Genomic DNA, 18,365 nt, shown 5'->3' on the forward strand with positions numbered 1-18,365 from the left:
TTTCACTATAACCATATAATATGGCCTAATAAATGAAAAATATTTCGCTAAAATTATATTCTCTAAACCTATTGAGTTATCTGCATTTCACTGCGAAGATTATCGGTCAGATCACTTGATTTTAATTTGAGGTTTTGCCCGGATGTCTCCTTCCAAGCTCCAAAAGAGTACCTTTCCATTAATACCTGTAATACTGTTACTGCTTGCCATGACATCAATTCAGGGTGGTGCTTCTCTTGCCAAAACGCTGTTTCCGGTCATCGGTGCACCGGGTGTTACCGCACTGCGCCTAGGTCTTGGAACTATCATTCTGTTTATTATTTTTAAACCTTGGCGCTTGCGTTTTAGCCGAAAATCCATCATGCCACTGCTGACATATGGTATTGCTCTTGGCGCGATGAATTATACATTCTATATGGCACTGGCAACTATTCCTTTAGGTATTGCCGTGGCTCTCGAATTCACCGGCCCATTGGCTGTAGCTATGTTCTCATCACGCCGACCAATAGATTTTCTTTGGGTGGCATTGGTTATCGCCGGCTTAGCTTTCCTACTACCCATTGGCAATAATAATACTGATAGTTTAGATCCTATAGGGATTATTTATGCGCTCAGCGCAGGTGTTTGCTGGGCACTGTATATTATTTTCGGCCAACGCGCCGGTGCAGGTCATGGAGCAGCAACGGTGTCTATTGGTTCATTTATCGCTGCTATGATATTTTTCCCTGTCGGTTTGATACAAACGGGGCCAGAACTCTTATTTGATATGTCAATTCTCCCTCTGGCACTGGCAATTGCAATTCTGTCTACTGCATTCCCATATACACTGGAAATGATTGCTCTAACCCGTTTACCTGCACAAACATTTGGTACTCTAATGAGCCTTGAACCCGCACTGGGTGCGCTATCTGGTATTGCGTTTCTGAATGAACATTTAACTATAACGCAATGGCTGGCGCTGTTCTGTATTATTTTTGCCTCCATCGGCTCTACATCAACAATAAAAAGAAAACCTAAAATCACCGAAGTCGATTAATCATTTTATTTAATCGAAATAAAATAAAAATCGGAGGGATAAAGCCATTCTCCGGTTTTTTTATAAATAAAAAACTCATTCATGACAAAATTACTCAACAGATTTACCTAATAAATTATTATATTTTTCAATATTAATCTAAAAATTTTATGGTGGATATTTTCCTATAAAAATTAACTATTGATTTAATAGGAATAAACTATATGATTTAAGACTAATATCGAGTTACATTCATCTCATCAATGAAAAACTCATTATTAACATCCAGGGGAAATTATTATGGAGACTGCCAAATTAGTCAAAACAGAGACATCCACACTACTTTATATACCCTATGGATTTCAAGATGCATCGCGGCGGCAAGGGAGTGAATCCCCGGGAGCATAGATAACTATGCTCCCGGGGATTCGTGACCCGATAGCGAAATCAAAAATTTCGTCGCGGGTTAACCGGATGGTCACAGGAAATTTTGGTGATCATAAACCATGCAGAGTAAGGTGTCTGGGAACTTCGTATAGATCAAGGGCCGGGCTACAGGGTTTACTACGGCCAGGTTGGTAATGAGATTGTTTTGCTGTTACTTGGAGGCGATAAACGCACCCAAGATGCTGATATAGATCAGGCTATTGCATGCCTGAAAGATTACTTAAAGAGGTGATTATGACCAAAGCACGTTTACATGATGATGCGATGGTGCAGCTTCTCCGCGAAGACCCTGAATTTGCGCAACACTATCTGCATCAGGCTTTTGTTGATATGGATGAAGAAGGCGAGCAGGAAGCGTTTCTAATGGCATTGCGCCACGTAGTAGAGGCGCGTGGAGGAATAGCTCAAATTGCTGACAAAGCAGGCATTTCTCGTGAGACGCTGTATCGCACACTGTCGCCGAAAGGCAATCCGACACTCAAAACTCTGCGTAGCGTAGTTGCAGCAACAGGATTCCAATTCTCGCATATTGCTGCGATAGCTTAGTCTTTGATTAATAAGAATGATAAAGTCTGGATGGCGATAATATAAGCAGAAACTTAAGGCTGCTCTTCCCTGTAATCGCCATCTTCTACATCCCGCCAGACTGTCATGGCACAGCATCAAAGGTGGCTGATTGCATCGTCCACAAAAACTAGAATACGGGTATAAGAAAAATGGTGAGACTTTCAATTACATCGGACTGAGTGATGCCTAATTTGCCTTCATTATTGCCTTCCTTGCAAAAGAGTATTCATGTCCCCAATTTCTGTCTCTGAAAGAACTTCCGGCTGCTCAATAGGGAAAATGGGCAGAGCCTGCAACAATCTTGGGCCATACCTTTTGCTCAGTAAGCGCCTGTCATAAATCACCACATCACCATAACATTCATGGCTACGGATAAGTCTTCCTACTTGCTGAATCAGGCTAAAAGAAGCACTTGGTAAACTCTGCACTTCAAAAGGATAACGCTTAAGTGATTTCAACCACTCGCTTTCAGTAATAATGACTGGATTATTCACTGGCGGAAATGAGATTTTTTGAATGTGAACTTGGGACAGATAATCCCCCTTTAAATCCAGCCCTTCCGCAAAAGATTGCAATCCAATCAAAACACTACACTGCCCTTCATTGATACGCTGACAATGTGTTTCCACTAACCGATAACGTGGCTGATCCCCTTGCACAAGTAACATCAGACGTAAATCCGTTACATAAGAGAGAAAGATATCCATCGCCCTCTGACTGCTGAACAAAACCAACATGCCTTTATGTTGCCGCCTCAGCAATTGAGCTCTGAAATAACACGCCATCTCTTGCAAATGAGCGGTTTCATTGTGCAGTGTCGGCTCCCATGACATTTTGGGAATAACCAGTTTGCCCTGCCGTACATGATCAAAAGGTGATGACAATGCGACAAAACGGTCGCCTGCTTTTTCAGTCAACCCAGTCAACTCCTGAATACGGGAAAAACTATTCAGAGAACGAAGCGTTGCCGATGTCACAACCACATGAGGAATGCTACGCCAAAGCAGTTGATTAAGCTGTTCGCTGACTCTGATACCGGCACAATGAAAATAGAGGTGTGACTGATTTTTCTCATCACGGCGTCTAAGCCATTTTGATACCGGCGCACTGGATGACTCTTCCAACGCTGCTAAACGCCACAGCTTAGTCATATTTTCAAAATATCCAAGCGTACGACTGGTATGCAAAATAGACCGATGCAATCTGACAATATCCTGTTTAGCCGTCCGCTCAGTCAAATCATTCAGTATCGCTTCCGCCAAACCCCGTAAACCGTCGGTCAATTTAAATAGCTGCTGGCAGCAAAGTAGCAAGTTATCCGGTAATTTACCCATCTCAAACAAATACTCATCGACTTCATTCTTTTCAGGTAAAAACGCCTGAGTGATAATTGCGAGCTCTCTAAAGCATTCCCGTAGTTTTTCACTGTGTTCATTAAGGCGACTAGCATTAGCTAAGCGTGGTGGCTTTGCCGGATGGAATTGCACCAGATATTGCTCAACATGACGAACAAAAGTATCTAATTGACCATTAAGTTGAAACAGAGTGATTTCCCCCTCCACTTCCAGAGAATCCCTGGCAACATCCGGTATATGGTGTCCTTCGTCGAGTACCAATAACAAATTTTTAGCATCAGGGAGTACCGATTCACTCTCCAATGCCGCCATCACTAACGCATGGTTAGCGACCACCACATCGACATTTTCTATCTCACGGCGAGCAATAAAAAATGGGCAACGATGGTAATACTGACAGTTACGTCCCAAACAATTTGCTTTATCCGTACTCACTTTCCCCCACAAAGCATCGGACAAAGCCAATTTATGGTGATCACGCAACCCATCCCAGGCAAAAGTTGTGTAATCACTACGCAACCGACGACACAATTCCCTCTCTTCACTACTGGCAAGCTCTGTTTTGTCCTCAACCAAAAACATAAGATCGATCTGCTCACTCTCGGTTGCACAGATAGCGTCAAGATTGCGTGGGCAAACATAACGACCACGACCAAAAGCACCGGTGAATTTCAGATCGGGAATAATTTTACGCAACAGAGGAAGGTCTTTACTGTAAATCTGATCTTGTAAAGCGACATTCGCCGTACTCACGACCAATGGCTTACTTTCCGCTCTGCTGATAGCAATCCCAGGTAGCAGATAAGAAAGGGTTTTACCGATTCCCGTTGGTGCCTCAATAACCAAATGACGACCTTCCTGATCCGCCAGCGTTTTTGCAACTTCGGCAATCATCTGCCGCTGCGGAGCACGAGAAATAAAACCATTAATATGTTGAGGTAATGCCTTATACCACTGACTTATCTGATTTTTTATTGAATTGGAAAGTGCCATTGGATTCTACTGCTATGAAATCGAAGCGCTATTGTCCCACAGAGCAGAAATGAAATCAGCTTCATGTCGAGGCAATAATCATTAAATTAGTGAGCACCTTGTCAGCTATTCAGAACGCTATATACTGCCTATTTTCTACAACACCTGAGAACAATAATGAAAAAGCTCCTTATCATTTTCATCGCTATCTTTGCATTTGGTTCAATTGGCGGCGTATTCTTGGCGGGCCTTAATATGTATACCCGTTCAACCACACCGATAGAATCACCAACCAGCCAACAACCAGAAACCACCACAGCGCCGGCACAACAACAATAACGGGCTGTAACACGTAGTGCCTATCCCAATAGGGCTATTTTATCCTTGTATCTAATTCATCTTCGTATCAAGTGAGGGACCCCATGAATAACGCATACTTTGTCACTCCACAATGGCTAAAAGATCATCTTGATGATAAGAATCTCGTCATCCTTGATGCAACCGCCCCACCACCACCTCAACAGATTGATTGTCATAAACTTTGGCTGGATACCCATATTCCCGGCACCCAATTTTTTGATTTAGACAAAATTGCCAATCATCAAAGTGGATTACCTCACATGCTGCCCGACCCGCAAACTTTTAGTCAGGCTGTTGGCGCAATGGGGATCAGTAAAAATCATTTAGTCGTGATTTATGACCAAGGCAATATGTTCTCTGCCCCTCGTGCATGGTGGACATTTAAGATATTCGGTAGCCACAACGTCCGTATTCTTGATGGCGGTTTACAAGGCTGGCAACAGGCAGGATTGCCAACAGAATCAGGTGAAGTGAAACGTAATCCTCAAATCTTTAGTGCCGATTTTGATGCCGACAAAGTAAAATCACTGGAACAAATGCTGGATGCGCTAAATGATCAACAAACCCAAATTGTCGATGCCAGAGCAACAGACCGCTTTCAAGCTAAAGCACCAGAACCACGCCCCGGATTAAGAATGGGCCATATTCCTGGCAGTAAAAACGTTCCGTGGACGATGTTGATAGAGAATGGTCACTTTAAATCAGGAACTGAAATTACCGATATTTTCCATAAGCAAGGCATCGATTTAAACAAACCGGTTATCACCAGTTGTGGATCGGGTATGACTGCTGCCGTTTTAGTATTGGGTTTAGATATCATCGGCAAGAAAGATGTTTATTTATATGATGGATCATGGGCTGAATGGGGGGCAGACAATAGCCTGCCACTTGAGAAATAATTAAATATCATAGGGCATATTCACTTTATGCCCTTTAATTATTTTAACATAAACAAATAGATATATTTTTCAGTAATCAAATAGCATCCAATCAAATAAGTTCCATATCGTTATATTTCATAACCCTATCTATTAATTTCTCAATAAAGATTATTATCTATCAATCATAGTTATATGAAATAATCAAACGAACATATTTGCAAATTTAAATATTATTATTATCAACTTAAAATTCAACTCTGTTTTTTATTTAGAAATAAGATTAAGATATTATTCCAACAGGGATTATCTTTAGAGGAAATACATAAGGAGACCAGCACCAAGATTGGTTTAAAACCCATTGATTTTTATCTGGAATATTACCCTATTCCACGCTTTACCACAAAGAAATAAAAATAAAACACCCCTATGCAATGGGTTATAAAAAGTTGAATATTGATACTTTTACCAGAGCATAATATCAAAATTTATATTATAAAAATGGAGAGTAAAAATGACTATTTCGCTTAAAGATCAAAGAATAAATCTCGCGCTCAGCTTTATCAGTGGTGCAGGGAGTATAATAAATGAAAAACCAGAACCAACTATGGTTGCAGAAGATATTCAAACATCATTGGAAAAGAGCAGAGTGACAGCCAACAGATTTTCTATTATTTGGGGGCCTGCCATTTTTCGCGTTGATAACGGAAAAAACACCAAGGATAATAAGGACGACCACGTTTTATTCATTGTAAAAAATCGCAAGATTCCCCATGATTATCGCATCGTTATCCGAGGATCATGGTCTGATGTTAACTGGCAAGTTGAAAATTTTGCTGTACATGAAACAGTAAACTGGTCACTTTGGGATCAAAATATCCCTGAAGAGTTTGAAGATGCTAAGATCTCTTATGGAACCCATGTAGCATTAAACTATATTGTTAATCAAGTAAAAAGTAACAATATTCCTGGTTATGGAGAATCACTCATTGAGGCAATTAATAAAATTGCTTCGGAAAAAGGCATACACAATATTACCATCACCGGTCACAGTTTGGGTGGTATTCTCGCTTCTACCCTTGGATTGTATTTAAAACGTTTATACCTTAATAAAGGGAACAATAATATTCGTATTCATGTTTGCTCTTTTGCCAACCCAAATACCGGTAATGATATTTTTTCATCTTATATTAAATCTGTTTTTAATGACACTTCAACAACCCGCTATAAAAGCCATTTTTTAAGGATATATAATCGTAAAGATGTTATTTCCCTCATCTGGAACCTGGATGGATTAGAAAAAATTCCAACTATCTATGAACCATTAATTAAATTAGATGAGAAATTAATTAACAGATTTAAAAAGATTGTTCTTCTCGTACAAGATAAGGGTTACACCAAACTCACGCCAGATTTACCTTTTACAGCACCTATTGCAGAACTGGACCTCAATAAACAAGTTGTTTTCCAACATATTAAGGCCTATGCCAATCAATATGGCATGAATTTAGTGGAAGTTAATGACGGCACTCAACCACCTATTGATGATATTGTGGTTATTAATAGTAATTTATCTCAAGATATTGTCGCTTATTTTTTATCGATACCTCTGCCTGAGGATAACATGAACATTGCATAAATCGATTACACTTTTTCTCTATTTTATCTAAAATCAATGGAGCTTTTATTATAAAGGCTCCATTAAACAAAATTGACTTAAATATAATAATAAAATAACCGCCATATATGATTAAAATATCAATGATTTACAATCATCCCCAATAACACCATTCACAGAAATAATTAAAAAGTTATTTATATATTACCAACATTGAATAATTAAGATAATCCTAAAAGATAGCAATAATATTTAACCGTAATTATTCAATATATAATTTAGAACGTTTGCTTTTAATTTCAAAATAAATAATTTATATTCTAGCATAAAATAAAAAATCCATATATATATTTGACAGATTTAAAAGTTATTATTAACTTTAAGTTAAATTATGTTTTATCCAATATAGGAATAGTAAAAGAATTAAATATTGATATTTATACCCTATGGATTTCAAGATGGATCGCGACGGCAAGGGAGAGAATCCCCGGGAGCATAGGTAACTATGTGACCGGGGTGAGCGAGTGCAGCCAACAAAGAGGCAACTTTAAAGATGACGGATATAAACAGATAGCTCGCATTAATACTTATTACATGAACAAATAGGGAGTAAAAATGACTATTTCTCGTGAAGTTCAAAAAACAAATCTCGCCCTAAGCTTCATTATTAACTCTGGAGGTATAAAAACTAGCAAACCAGAACCGGGCATTGTTTCGGAAAATATCCAAAGATCATTGGAAAGCAGTAAAGCAACAGCAAATAAATTCACTATCATTTGGGGACCCGCGGTGTTTCGTGTTGGTGACGTTGGTAGGAAAAAAAGCGTTATAGATAAAAAAGACGATCATGTTTTATTCATTGTGCAAAATCGCCATGATCCAAATGACTATCGCGTTGTTATTCGGGGATCATGGTCCGATATTAACTGGCTTAATGAAGATATTATTGTCTGTGAAACTCAAGATTGGGCACGATGGGATTCAAGATCACCTGAAAATGCCAAGATAGCCTATGGAACCGACATGGCATTAGGCTATATCATTGACCAAATGAAAAGCAATAATTCTCCGGGTTATGGAGAATCTCTCACTGATGCGATTGATAAAATAGCCCTAAAAGAAGGAATACAAAACATTACTATTACAGGACACAGTTTGGGAGGCGTACTATCTTCTACCATTGGTTTATATCTAAAGAGACGATATCTTGATAAAGGAAATAATAATATTCGGATTAATGTTTGTGCTTTTGCAGGACCAACTGCTGGTAACGATGTTTTCGCATCCTACTCTGAATCTATTTTCAATGACATATCAGTAGCCGGTTATAAAAGTAATTTTCTAAGAATTCATAATAGCCTGGATGTGGTTCCCCTAGCCTGGCATATAAAAGGTTTGGAGAAAGTTAAAGCTATCTATCCAGTGTTAACTGTAACAATTAATGCTCTTATCCTCTCTGTTTTTAATAAGAATTACACTCAAATTTCCCCAGATTTCCCTATTCATTCACAGATTCCAATATCACCAATAGTGTCGTTTGATGATTTACTGGTTAATATTGGCAATCAACATACTCATGCCTATGCCAAAGAGTATGATATGAGTTTTATCACCATTGATGATAATTCAAATATACCGACTGATTACGATATTGTTGTAGTTAATGATAGCCTATCCGAAAGTATTGTCGATCTCTTCAAATTTCTAACCAAAGATAAAATCAATATTACATAATCTTATTATGTATAATATAAGTGGAGCCTTTATTAAAGGTTCCATTCATTGCAATAAATGACTTTCCATAAGCAGCGTTATAAATAACCTTTCAAAGATGTAATGATATTTTTATAGAATTATTTAGCATGTCATTTTTATCACTTACCTTTAATTTCATAATAAATAATTTACGTGTTGTCAAATAAAATAACATTAAAAACCCTTTGCACATATTTGACAAATTCAAAATTCATTATTAACTTTAAACTTAACTATATTTTTATTTAAACGGAAGACCCAAAAAATTAAACCTTGATGTTTGAGCCAAAGCATCAGATCAACATTTACCATATGAAAAAATGGGAGGGGTAAAAATGACTATATCTCTTGAAGAGCAAAAATTAAATCTCGCGTTAAGCCTTATTATTAATTCTGGAGAAATATCTGACAAATCAGACAAAATAAAAATCATTGAATGTGATATTAAACAATCACTTAAAAACAGTAAGGCAACAGCAGATAAATTCTCTATTATTTGGGGACCGGCTGTGTTCCGTATTAATGAAAAACATCATGACAAAAAATATGATCACGTTGTCATGATTGTGAAAAATATCGATAGTACAAGTGACTATCGCCTTATCATTCGGGGAACCTGGTCTAAGATTAACGAAATTGATGAAGATCTTCATGTATCTAAAACTGTAGACTGGTCGAAGTGGGACACAAATATTCCTCAAGAATTTAAAGATGCTAAGATCTCCCATGGAACAGACTTAGCATTAAAATCCCTTATTCAAGGTAAGCCTCTTAATGAGAACAACGTATCACTCATCGATAAACTCGATGAAATTACCACAGAAGAAGGGAAAGATAAGATACTGAATATTACCGTCACGGGGCATAGTTTGGGTGGTTTACTAGCCTCTACTATTGGCTTATATCTTAAAAGGCGCTACATCAACAACAACAATATACGTATTCACACTTGCTCCTTCGCAGGCCCAACTGCCGGCAATGATATTTTCGCCTCCTATTCTGACTCTGTTTTTAAAGGAACATTAAGCCCTAACGTTTATGAAAGTAATTTTCTGAGAATTCATAATATCAATGATATCGTTCCATTAGCATGGGCTAAAAATGATTTGAGGAAAATTGAGAAACTCTATCCAATACTAACAATTGGAGTTGAGATTTATATCCACAAAACCCACCATATAAACTATACCCAACTCTCCCCAGAGTGCTCTTTTTCAGAGAAGTTAAATAAACATCAAAACTTACTTGATAGTATAGGATTTCAACATATCAAGGCATATCCAAAACATTATCAAATGACTTACAAAGAAATTCATGGCAATTCAACGATACCGACTGATTGCGATATTGTTGTGGTTGACAATAATTTATCCAAACATATTCATGACTGTTTCAGTTCTCTAATTAAAGATTAGAGCAATATTACTAACCTTACCATATTGTAATATATTTTTTGATTCATCAGTAATGGTATCTTATATTAAGGGTTCCATTCATTTCAACAAATGATAATTAAATAGCGTAAATAAATTATTTTTCTTATCTATCACTAATTACAGCCATTCACTATCACTCATTTTTGTAGATACCAATATAAATTATTTTCCATAGATAATAGATATCACAATTATCACTCTCAATAGCTAATATAACCTTACAAAAGCATGGTATAATTTTTATCGCTTATTTTAAAATTCATAATAGATAATTTATTTTGTTAAATAAAATAACTTCAAAAAATTATATACTCTCATTTAACAGATTTAAAGATTATTATTAACTTTGATTCTGTTGTTTAAATAAAAACCCAAGGTATTGATCATTGATGTTTAAGCTAACACATCAGATCAGCATTCATTATATTAAAAATTGGAAACAAAAATGACAATTTCTCTTGAAGATCAAAAAATAAATCTCGCGTTAGGCTTTATTATTAACTCGGGGAGTATAATAACCTATCAACCAGAACCGGCTCTCGTTTCAGAAAATATTCAAAAATCATTAGCAAGTAGTAAAGCGACAGCAAATAGATTCTCTATCATTTGGGGACCTGCTGTTTTTCGTGTCGGTAGCGTTAATAAGAAAACAAGCGTTACAGATAAAAAAGATGATCACGTTTTATTCATTGTAAAAGATCTCAAAAATCCAAATGATTATCGAATCGTTATTCGTGGTTCATGGTCCACTGTTAACTGGTTTGATGAGAATTTCAATGTAGGCACAACTGAAAACTGGTCAATTTGGGATCCAAAAGCCCCCAAAGGTGCTAAAATTTCAAAAGGAACCCATATAACTTTAGACTATATTGTCAACCAAATAAAGAGCAATAACCCTGCTGGTTATGGAAAATCATTGATTGAGGTAATTGATAAAATTGCTCTGGAAGAAGGAATACATAATATTACTCTTACAGGACATAGTTTAGGCGGTGTGATGGCCTCTACGCTTGGCCTGTATTTAAAGAGACGTTATATTGATAAAAGAAATAATAATATTCGTATTCATGTTTCCTCCTTTGCTGCCCCAACTGCCGGTAATGATGTTTTTGTATCCTATAGTGAATCTGTTTTTAATGGAACATTACTATCTAGCTATGAAAGTCATTTTCTCCGGGTCCATAATCGTAAAGATATCGTTACCCTAGCTTGGAGTGTAAAAGGATTAGAAGAGATTAAGGCTCTCTATCCAATATCAACTCTAATCGTTAATGGTTTTATTTCAGTCGTGAAGGATAAGAATTACACTCAAATTACGCCAGATTTACCTTTTACCGCACCTGATTTAAAACCTTCTACAGGTTTAATTGAAAAAATCGTACTTCAACATATTGATGCTTATCCCAAAGAGTACGGCATGAGTTTTATTGTAGTTAATGATCGTGCTAATCCACCAACTGATTACGACATTGTTGTGATTAACGATGGTCAATCTCGCAATATTAGAAACTTCCTCTCATCTATCATTCAAGATGAAGATAATACCTGTTAATTTCATCGTATTGACTCTTTTTATAACTTAGCCAAAATGGAACCTTAGTTAGAGGTTCCATTTACTGACCTACCTTATTACTGATGAGTCATTCCTCTGCCAAAATCGTTTATCGTAACCATTATCACACAAATGAAATATTTTCTTGACAAAAAAATAACACAATGGTAATAAAATTCATTATTACCCAACCAAATAGGAGGAATCGAGATGATTAGTAGTGGATCTAACTAAAAAAATTCAGCGGGGTATGTTAAATACCCCGCCACAAAAGAGACAAGATTATGAATAAAGAAACAGAGGACATCATGAAGAAAATAGCAAATTATATTCAAGTAGGGAAATATAAATCAGGTGGGATTTTTGGAGTTGGTTCGAAACAACAAATTATAGAAAATTATTTAAAATGGAAGAATTTAGTTAAGGTTTCTAGCCTTTTGAAGTTGCCGACTCACGAAAAAAAAAATCACAGAAACAATTAAATCAAATTTACCCGAGATATGTGATAATGAAATAAAAGAAATAATCTCATTCTTAGATGAAAACCATGCTCTGATGGATTTTAATGAATACAATCAAAATGACAGATATAGCAGGAACTATTTATTTTATAGATATGCAGGGGCAATACCTAGTTTAGTTCAAGATAGAATAAAGAAATCAACAGTTACTATAATTGGATGTGGTGGGATTGGAAACCATATATCATATCTGCTGTCTACATCAGGGGTAGGAAAAATTACACTTATTGATGATGACACAATAGAGATAAGCAACTTAACAAGACAAGTTCTTTTTTCACAAAATGATATAGGGAGAAAAAAAACAGAAGTTTTAGAGAGAGAATTAAATAAAAGGAATTCTGAAACAAATATAGAAACAATTAATATGTCCATATCATCAATTAATGATTTATATAAAATACCTCGTTCTGATTTGTTCATAGTTTCAGCCGATCACCCGTTTGAATTAATTAACTGGATTAATGAATTCTGTGTTAAAGAACGACAAGCATATATAAACATTGGTTATATTAATGATATCTCCGTTATTGGACCATTTTATATACCAAATAAAACATCCTGCATAAAATGTCAAAACATTATGCCAGAATATCACCCAAAAGATGACATTTTAGAGCATATAGAAAATGTAAACAAAGACTTTAAAGCAGCAACATTCCCTGGAGTTAATGGTGTCGCAGCATCTTATGCTTTTGGGGATATCATGAAATACCTTGGAAGCTTTGGTAACATTCTCAGTACTAATAAAAGAATCGGAATACACTCACTAAGCATAAAAATCGAAGAACAATCAATACATAAAAATGATAAGTGTGACGTATGCTCTCAAAAACAAAAATTATAATATATTATAATGTTATATTTAATTCCATGCGGATGTTAGTGGGTGCAACATCTGCAATATTTCTCTTAAATCATGGTCTTACTCTAGTTGATATTGGATTGATGAAGACTATTCAATCATTTATATATTTTTTATTTGATATTCCATCATCATATCTAGCTGACAAGTTTGGTAGGAAATTCGCTATTATTTTATCGACCACTTTTGGTGGTGTATGGCTAATAATAACGGGCATTGCAGATTCAAAATATTTATTTTATATCGCAGAAATATTTAACTCAATATCCTTAACTATATTAGGAGGGGTTTTCTATTCATACCTAATAGATAATTCATTAAATGATAATGACACCCACAAAATATTAGGAGAAAGCAATAAATTACAATTTCTATTCATGGCTATATTCTCAATAATAGGATCTCTAATAACTGATTTTGATGACAGATTAGTATGGCTAATAGCAGGCTCTGGATGCATTATTCTATCTGTAAGCTTTTCATGGTTCCTACCAAAATCAATTAGTAAAAATAGACAACAAAACTTATCATTCCTTAAAGAAATAAAAACATCAATAGCAATGTTGAAAGATAATCAAAGTTATCTTCTCATAACATCTATTTCTCTATCATCCTCTCTGCTATATTTTCAAATCATCCTCCAATATTGGCAACCATTAATAAATTACATCATAGAAGAGCTTGGTGTCAGTATCTTTTTCGGGATTGTATTTTCTGCAATTTTATTATCTCAATCAATATCAGGATGGATAATCTCAAAAAATGAAGACAACAACAAAAACCATCTTTATAGTATAGTAATCCTATTAGCATGTAGCTTAACGTGCATTTATGGTGTATATGAAAAGAACCATATAACCACCATATCAACGATTATTATGTTTGGAGCAAACCAAGTAATGACAACATCATTAAGATCCAACTACCACCAAATAATACCGTCAGAATTAAGATCAACATTTGACTCATTCATATCTACAATTACAAGACTGATAGCAGTAATAGTGATACCGTTAATCGCGTTAATCACTGAGAATTTTGGATGGATATATTTCCCTATATTGATATCATTAATTATTTCAATTAACATCCTTTGCTACTTCTTTATAAAAAAACATCACAAAAGGAAACCAAAATGCAACCCCAAAAGTTAGAAACCAAAAGATTAATATTACATCCTTTAGAAAGTAAGGATCATATACAAATTCAAAACATCTTTCCTCAATGGGAAATTGTTCGCTATCTTACAGCAAACACCCCGTGGCCCTACCCAGATGATGGCACCCTAGAATATATAAATAAAATTGCGCTACCATCAATGGCAGAAGGAAATGCATGGTTTTGGACTATAAGAAGGAAGGATGCTCCATCAATAATAATAGGAATGATATCGCTATATGAGCAAGAAAATAATAATAGAGGTTTCTGGCTAGATCCACAATGGCATGGAAACGGATTTATGACCGAAGCAGTCCAAGTAGTTACCGATTTTTGGTTTAATACCCTAAATCGCAAAGTACTCAGAGCGCCTAAATCCAGTGACAATATTGCCTCAAAGAAAATATCAATTAAAAGTGGTATGCGGTTAATAAGACTAGAGAATAAAGATTTTGTTAGTGGAAGAATGCTCTCGGAAACATGGGAAATAACTCGCGACGAGTGGAATAAAAATAATCCTCAAAAAGAGTAACGGTCTTACATATTCATGGGCATGCTTTTGCCTAAGCACTGCCCAAGTTCATTTTTCATAACAAAGAAGAGCAAAATAAATGGAAACGTTTTAAGTTGCTCTTAATCATCTGTCACACCAAGGAGATCACATGCGCTATATCAACAGACGTTTTTAACTTTCTTATCTCTTCAAACAGCGTTGTTGCCTCTTCATATTCTTTACGCAAATAACCAAGCCACTGTTTAATCCGGGCAACATGATATTGCCCGGTATCACCCTGCTTTTCCAACCGGATATATTTTTGCAATAGTTGAACAACGCCCTGCCAGCACATTTTTGGCTCGTTATATTTCACCACTCGGCTTAAATTAGGAACATGAAGCGCCCCTCGCCCAATCATGACCGCATCACAGCCTGTCACACTCAAGCAATCCTGCGCGCTTTGCCAATCCCAAATCTCACCATTAGCGATAACCGGAATGGCAAGACGTTGGCGAATTTCACCAATCGCTTGCCAGTTAATACGCTCCGCTTGGTAACCATCCTCTTTGGTTCGCCCATGAACCGTAATTTCCGTCGCGCCCGCCTGTTGTACCGCATCAGCAATTTCGAATTGCCGATCACCGCTATCCCAACCCAAGCGAACCTTAACCGTCACAGGCAAATGAGCAGGTACCGCTTCACGTATCGCTTTCGCTCCCTGATAAATCAGTTCAGGATCTTTCAGCAGCGTTGCTCCGCCACCGCTACCATTGACTGTTTTTGACGGGCAACCGCAATTCAAATCAACACCGTAAGATCCTAATTCAATCGCTCGTACCGCATTCTCTGCCAGCCACTGCGGATATTGACCCAAGAGCTGAACCCTTACCAACGTGCCGGATGGTGTCCGGCTTTGGTTATGTAATTCAGGACAAAGCCTATAAAAAGATTTTACTGGCAATAGGCTATCAACAACTCGTAAGAATTCTGTAATGCACAGATCATACTCATTGATTTCACTCAGAAGTTCCCTGACCAAAGAATCCAGCACACCCTCCATCGGAGCCAGTAAAACCCGCATTCATTAACCTCTAGCGTTAGGCCATTTATGGGATACATCATGATTGCGGCTACGCTGACGCGAAGGTACCCCAGAACGACGATGGCTATTTTTCTGCCCATTATCGCCACGTGCCTGACGGCCATTCTGAATAGGTTCAGCCTTGATGGTTGGATCTGGCTCATAGCCGGGAACTGCCATACGGGGAATCTCCCGTTTTAACAAACGTTCAATATCTTTCAACAGTTTATTCTCATCAACACAGACCAGAGAAAGTGCCTGCCCTGTTGCATCTGCTCGACCAGTACGACCAATACGGTGGACATAATCTTCAGCGACATTAGGCAATTCAAAATTCACCACATAAGGCAGTTGATCAATGTCCAAACCACGGGCAGCAATATCTGTCGCTACCAGCACTCTGATCCGGCCATCTTTAAAATCAGCCAGTGCACGGGTTCTCGCCCCTTGACTTTTATTACCATGAATAGCAGAAGCCGTTACACCATCTTTATTTAACTGTTCCGCCAAACGGTTTGCACCATGTTTGGTTCGGGTAAATACCAGCACTTGCTGCCAGTTACGGCTACCGATCAAGAAAGAGAGCAGCTCACCTTTACGTTTTTTATCGACAAAGTGAACAAACTGTTCAATCTGTTCAGAAGCAGAGTTACGACGTGCAACTTCAACACTGACGGGATCACGCAATAACTTATTGGCTAAGCTTTTGATATCGTCAGAGAAAGTCGCAGAAAACAGTAAATTTTGCCGTTTCGGTGGTAATTTATTCAGCACCCGGCGAATATCATGAATAAACCCCATATCCAGCATCCGATCAGCTTCATCCAATACCAGAATTTCTACCCGTGATAAATCAACCGCATTTTGATGTTCAAGATCCAGTAACCGCCCTGGCGTTGCGACTAAAATATCCACACCACCCCGCAATTTCATCATCTGAGGGTTAATACTGACACCGCCAAAAACAACCAGAGAGCGCAGTCTGAGGTATTTGCTGTAGTCGCGTACATTTTCACCCACTTGAGCAGCCAATTCACGAGTTGGAGTCAGGATTAATGCTCTGACTGGCCGGCGCCCTTTCATCTGAATAGGGGAATCATTTAACCGTTGCAGCATGGGTAAGGTAAAACCGGCAGTTTTACCCGTGCCTGTTTGAGCACTCGCTAATAAATCTTTACCTGCTAATACAACAGGAATGGCCTGTTGTTGGATTGGCGTCGGCGCTGAATAACCTTGTTCTTCAACGGCACGCAAAATATCAGCACTTAAGCCAAGTGATTTAAAATTCATAAATAAGAAATGCTCCAAACTTCACCATTCCTGAACGCTATTCAGGGGCAGTTTTATGGGAAGAAAATCAGACGTGGTAAATACCACAAAGGAAAAAACACAAACTGCAATGCTCCATGTTTCAACTATTATACCAGATATACTTTCTGATGATGCAACTAAAACGACAGCTATTTACCCAGTAATTTTCATGATCCATAACATTTTTATGCAATTTACATTGATTTACTATAAGTATAGAGTTAACTAATGATTGATATTTTGTTTAAGTCTTTTGATTATTTGCAACAGGATTCATGTCCATGTCAGTCAACAACACCCAAACCACCAGAGGCGAACAAGCCAAACAACAGCTACTCGAAGCAGCCCTTGAAATTTTCGGTAAATCAGGACTGACCGGTGCAACGACTAGGGAAATTGCATTACATGCTCAACAAAACATTGCCGCCATAGCTTATTATTTTGGCTCTAAAGAGGGGCTTTATCAGGCAGTTGCCCAGCATATTACTGACACAATTAAGACTGAGTTCACTCATCTTTTTAAAAAAATTGATGATTTTTTTTCATCATCAGCACCGTACTCACCAGAAAATATATTGAGGATGATTCATGAAGGATTCCTTGGAATTAACCGCCTGATGATTGAAAAAGAGAGTATTAATATCAGCCGGATAATGGCCAGAGAACAACTTGCACCAACGGATGCTTATACCCTAATCCATGAGCAAGCACTCGTGCCCCTTCACAGCAGATTAAATAAACTGATTGCCAGCTATATCGGCGCCGATGAACATCAGCTTTCCACCATGCTACACACGCATGCTTTAATGGGAGAAGTTCTCACTTTCCGCATGGCGAGGGAAACTTTATTACGTCAGACAGGCTGGAATAATATCGGACCCGAAGAATATAAATTGATTGATCAGATCCTTATCCAGCATATCGATTTATTACTGAATGGACTGAAAAAACATAATCCGAATAAATAAAATAACAGGG

General features: G+C 37.3%; 17 protein-coding genes and 1 pseudogene. 15 read left to right on the top strand and 3 right to left on the bottom strand.

Annotated elements, in window-relative coordinates; genetic code table 11:
- The first annotated feature begins 142 nt into the window (after nt 1-142).
- The 3 genes and pseudogenes from rhtA to CKY02_RS07820 all read left to right on the top strand — a co-directional run bounded on the left by rhtA (nt 143) and on the right by CKY02_RS07820 (nt 2,008).
- A complete protein-coding gene (rhtA, locus tag CKY02_RS07810) occupies nt 143-1,036 on the top strand; it encodes a threonine/homoserine exporter RhtA (RefSeq protein ID WP_112894854.1) in 894 nt (297 codons plus the stop codon).
- Nucleotides 1,037-1,429: 393 nt separating this feature from the next.
- Nucleotides 1,430-1,694: pseudogene (locus CKY02_RS07815) on the top strand (type II toxin-antitoxin system RelE/ParE family toxin).
- Between the two features lie 2 nt (nt 1,695-1,696).
- Nucleotides 1,697-2,008 carry an addiction module antidote protein gene (locus CKY02_RS07820; RefSeq protein ID WP_193493086.1) on the top strand — a complete coding sequence of 104 codons (312 nt, stop codon included), beginning with the start codon at nt 1,697-1,699 and terminating at the stop codon, nt 2,006-2,008.
- Nucleotides 2,009-2,229: 221 nt separating this feature from the next.
- Here CKY02_RS07820 and dinG read toward each other — a convergent pair whose 3' ends face one another.
- Nucleotides 2,230-4,377 (bottom strand): ATP-dependent DNA helicase DinG, encoded by a 2,148-nt coding sequence (gene dinG, locus CKY02_RS07825; protein ID WP_112894855.1) that lies wholly within the window; start codon nt 4,375-4,377, stop codon nt 2,230-2,232.
- 156 nt (nt 4,378-4,533) lie between these two features.
- On the opposite strand from dinG, the gene CKY02_RS24455 reads away from it, so the two are divergent.
- The 11 genes from CKY02_RS24455 to CKY02_RS07870 all read left to right on the top strand — a co-directional run bounded on the left by CKY02_RS24455 (nt 4,534) and on the right by CKY02_RS07870 (nt 15,031).
- Nucleotides 4,534-4,695 (top strand): hypothetical protein, encoded by a 162-nt coding sequence (locus CKY02_RS24455; RefSeq protein ID WP_167405280.1) that lies wholly within the window; start codon nt 4,534-4,536, stop codon nt 4,693-4,695.
- Between the two features lie 83 nt (nt 4,696-4,778).
- Entirely contained in the window at nt 4,779-5,615 is an 837-nt protein-coding gene (gene sseA / locus CKY02_RS07830; RefSeq protein ID WP_112894856.1) for a 3-mercaptopyruvate sulfurtransferase, read from the top strand.
- A 493-nt stretch (nt 5,616-6,108) separates the two neighbouring features.
- A complete protein-coding gene (locus CKY02_RS07835; RefSeq protein WP_112894857.1) occupies nt 6,109-7,233 on the top strand; it encodes a lipase family protein in 1,125 nt (374 codons plus the stop codon).
- A gap of 330 nt (nt 7,234-7,563) precedes the next feature.
- Nucleotides 7,564-7,818 carry a hypothetical protein gene (locus CKY02_RS23710; RefSeq protein ID WP_146747410.1) on the top strand — a complete coding sequence of 85 codons (255 nt, stop codon included), beginning with the start codon at nt 7,564-7,566 and terminating at the stop codon, nt 7,816-7,818.
- 9 nt (nt 7,819-7,827) lie between these two features.
- Nucleotides 7,828-8,946 carry a lipase family protein gene (locus CKY02_RS07845; RefSeq protein ID WP_112894859.1) on the top strand — a complete coding sequence of 373 codons (1,119 nt, stop codon included), beginning with the start codon at nt 7,828-7,830 and terminating at the stop codon, nt 8,944-8,946.
- Between the two features lie 356 nt (nt 8,947-9,302).
- On the top strand, nt 9,303-10,382 hold the full coding sequence (locus tag CKY02_RS07850; protein WP_112894860.1) for a lipase family protein: 1,080 nt from the start codon (nt 9,303-9,305) through the stop codon (nt 10,380-10,382).
- Nucleotides 10,383-10,848: 466 nt separating this feature from the next.
- The gene (locus CKY02_RS07855; protein ID WP_112894861.1) at nt 10,849-11,955 is read left to right on the top strand and encodes a lipase family protein; all 1,107 of its coding nucleotides are present in this window, start codon (nt 10,849-10,851) and stop codon (nt 11,953-11,955) included.
- Between the two features lie 284 nt (nt 11,956-12,239).
- Nucleotides 12,240-12,437: a hypothetical protein gene (locus CKY02_RS25635; RefSeq protein WP_240002024.1), complete on the top strand. Its 198-nt coding sequence runs from the start codon at nt 12,240-12,242 to the stop codon at nt 12,435-12,437.
- A gap of 73 nt (nt 12,438-12,510) precedes the next feature.
- Nucleotides 12,511-13,323 carry a HesA/MoeB/ThiF family protein gene (locus CKY02_RS07860; protein WP_238399170.1) on the top strand — a complete coding sequence of 271 codons (813 nt, stop codon included), beginning with the start codon at nt 12,511-12,513 and terminating at the stop codon, nt 13,321-13,323.
- Complete coding sequence (locus tag CKY02_RS07865) at nt 13,299-14,495, top strand: MFS transporter (protein WP_112894862.1); 1,197 nt, start codon at nt 13,299-13,301, stop codon at nt 14,493-14,495. Before CKY02_RS07860 ends, CKY02_RS07865 begins: the two co-directional genes overlap by 25 nt.
- Entirely contained in the window at nt 14,477-15,031 is a 555-nt protein-coding gene (locus tag CKY02_RS07870) for a GNAT family N-acetyltransferase (RefSeq protein WP_112894863.1), read from the top strand. The genes CKY02_RS07865 and CKY02_RS07870 overlap by 19 nt, the downstream gene beginning before the upstream one ends.
- Nucleotides 15,032-15,143: 112 nt before the next feature.
- On the opposite strand, the gene dusC is transcribed toward CKY02_RS07870, so the two are convergent.
- On the bottom strand, nt 15,144-16,076 hold the full coding sequence (gene dusC / locus CKY02_RS07875) for a tRNA dihydrouridine(16) synthase DusC (RefSeq protein WP_112894864.1): 933 nt from the start codon (nt 16,074-16,076) through the stop codon (nt 15,144-15,146).
- Between the two features lie 3 nt (nt 16,077-16,079).
- Nucleotides 16,080-17,366 carry an ATP-dependent RNA helicase RhlE gene (gene rhlE, locus CKY02_RS07880; protein WP_112894865.1) on the bottom strand — a complete coding sequence of 429 codons (1,287 nt, stop codon included), beginning with the start codon at nt 17,364-17,366 and terminating at the stop codon, nt 16,080-16,082.
- Nucleotides 17,367-17,668: 302 nt separating this feature from the next.
- Between rhlE and CKY02_RS07890 the strand changes: the two genes are divergently transcribed.
- Complete coding sequence (locus CKY02_RS07890; protein ID WP_112876145.1) at nt 17,669-18,355, top strand: transcriptional regulator; 687 nt, start codon at nt 17,669-17,671, stop codon at nt 18,353-18,355.
- Nucleotides 18,356-18,365 lie beyond the last annotated feature (10 nt).

The sequence above is a fragment of the Photorhabdus bodei genome (assembly GCF_003287735.1).
In the GTDB taxonomy this organism is placed as follows: domain Bacteria; phylum Pseudomonadota; class Gammaproteobacteria; order Enterobacterales; family Enterobacteriaceae; genus Photorhabdus; species Photorhabdus kayaii.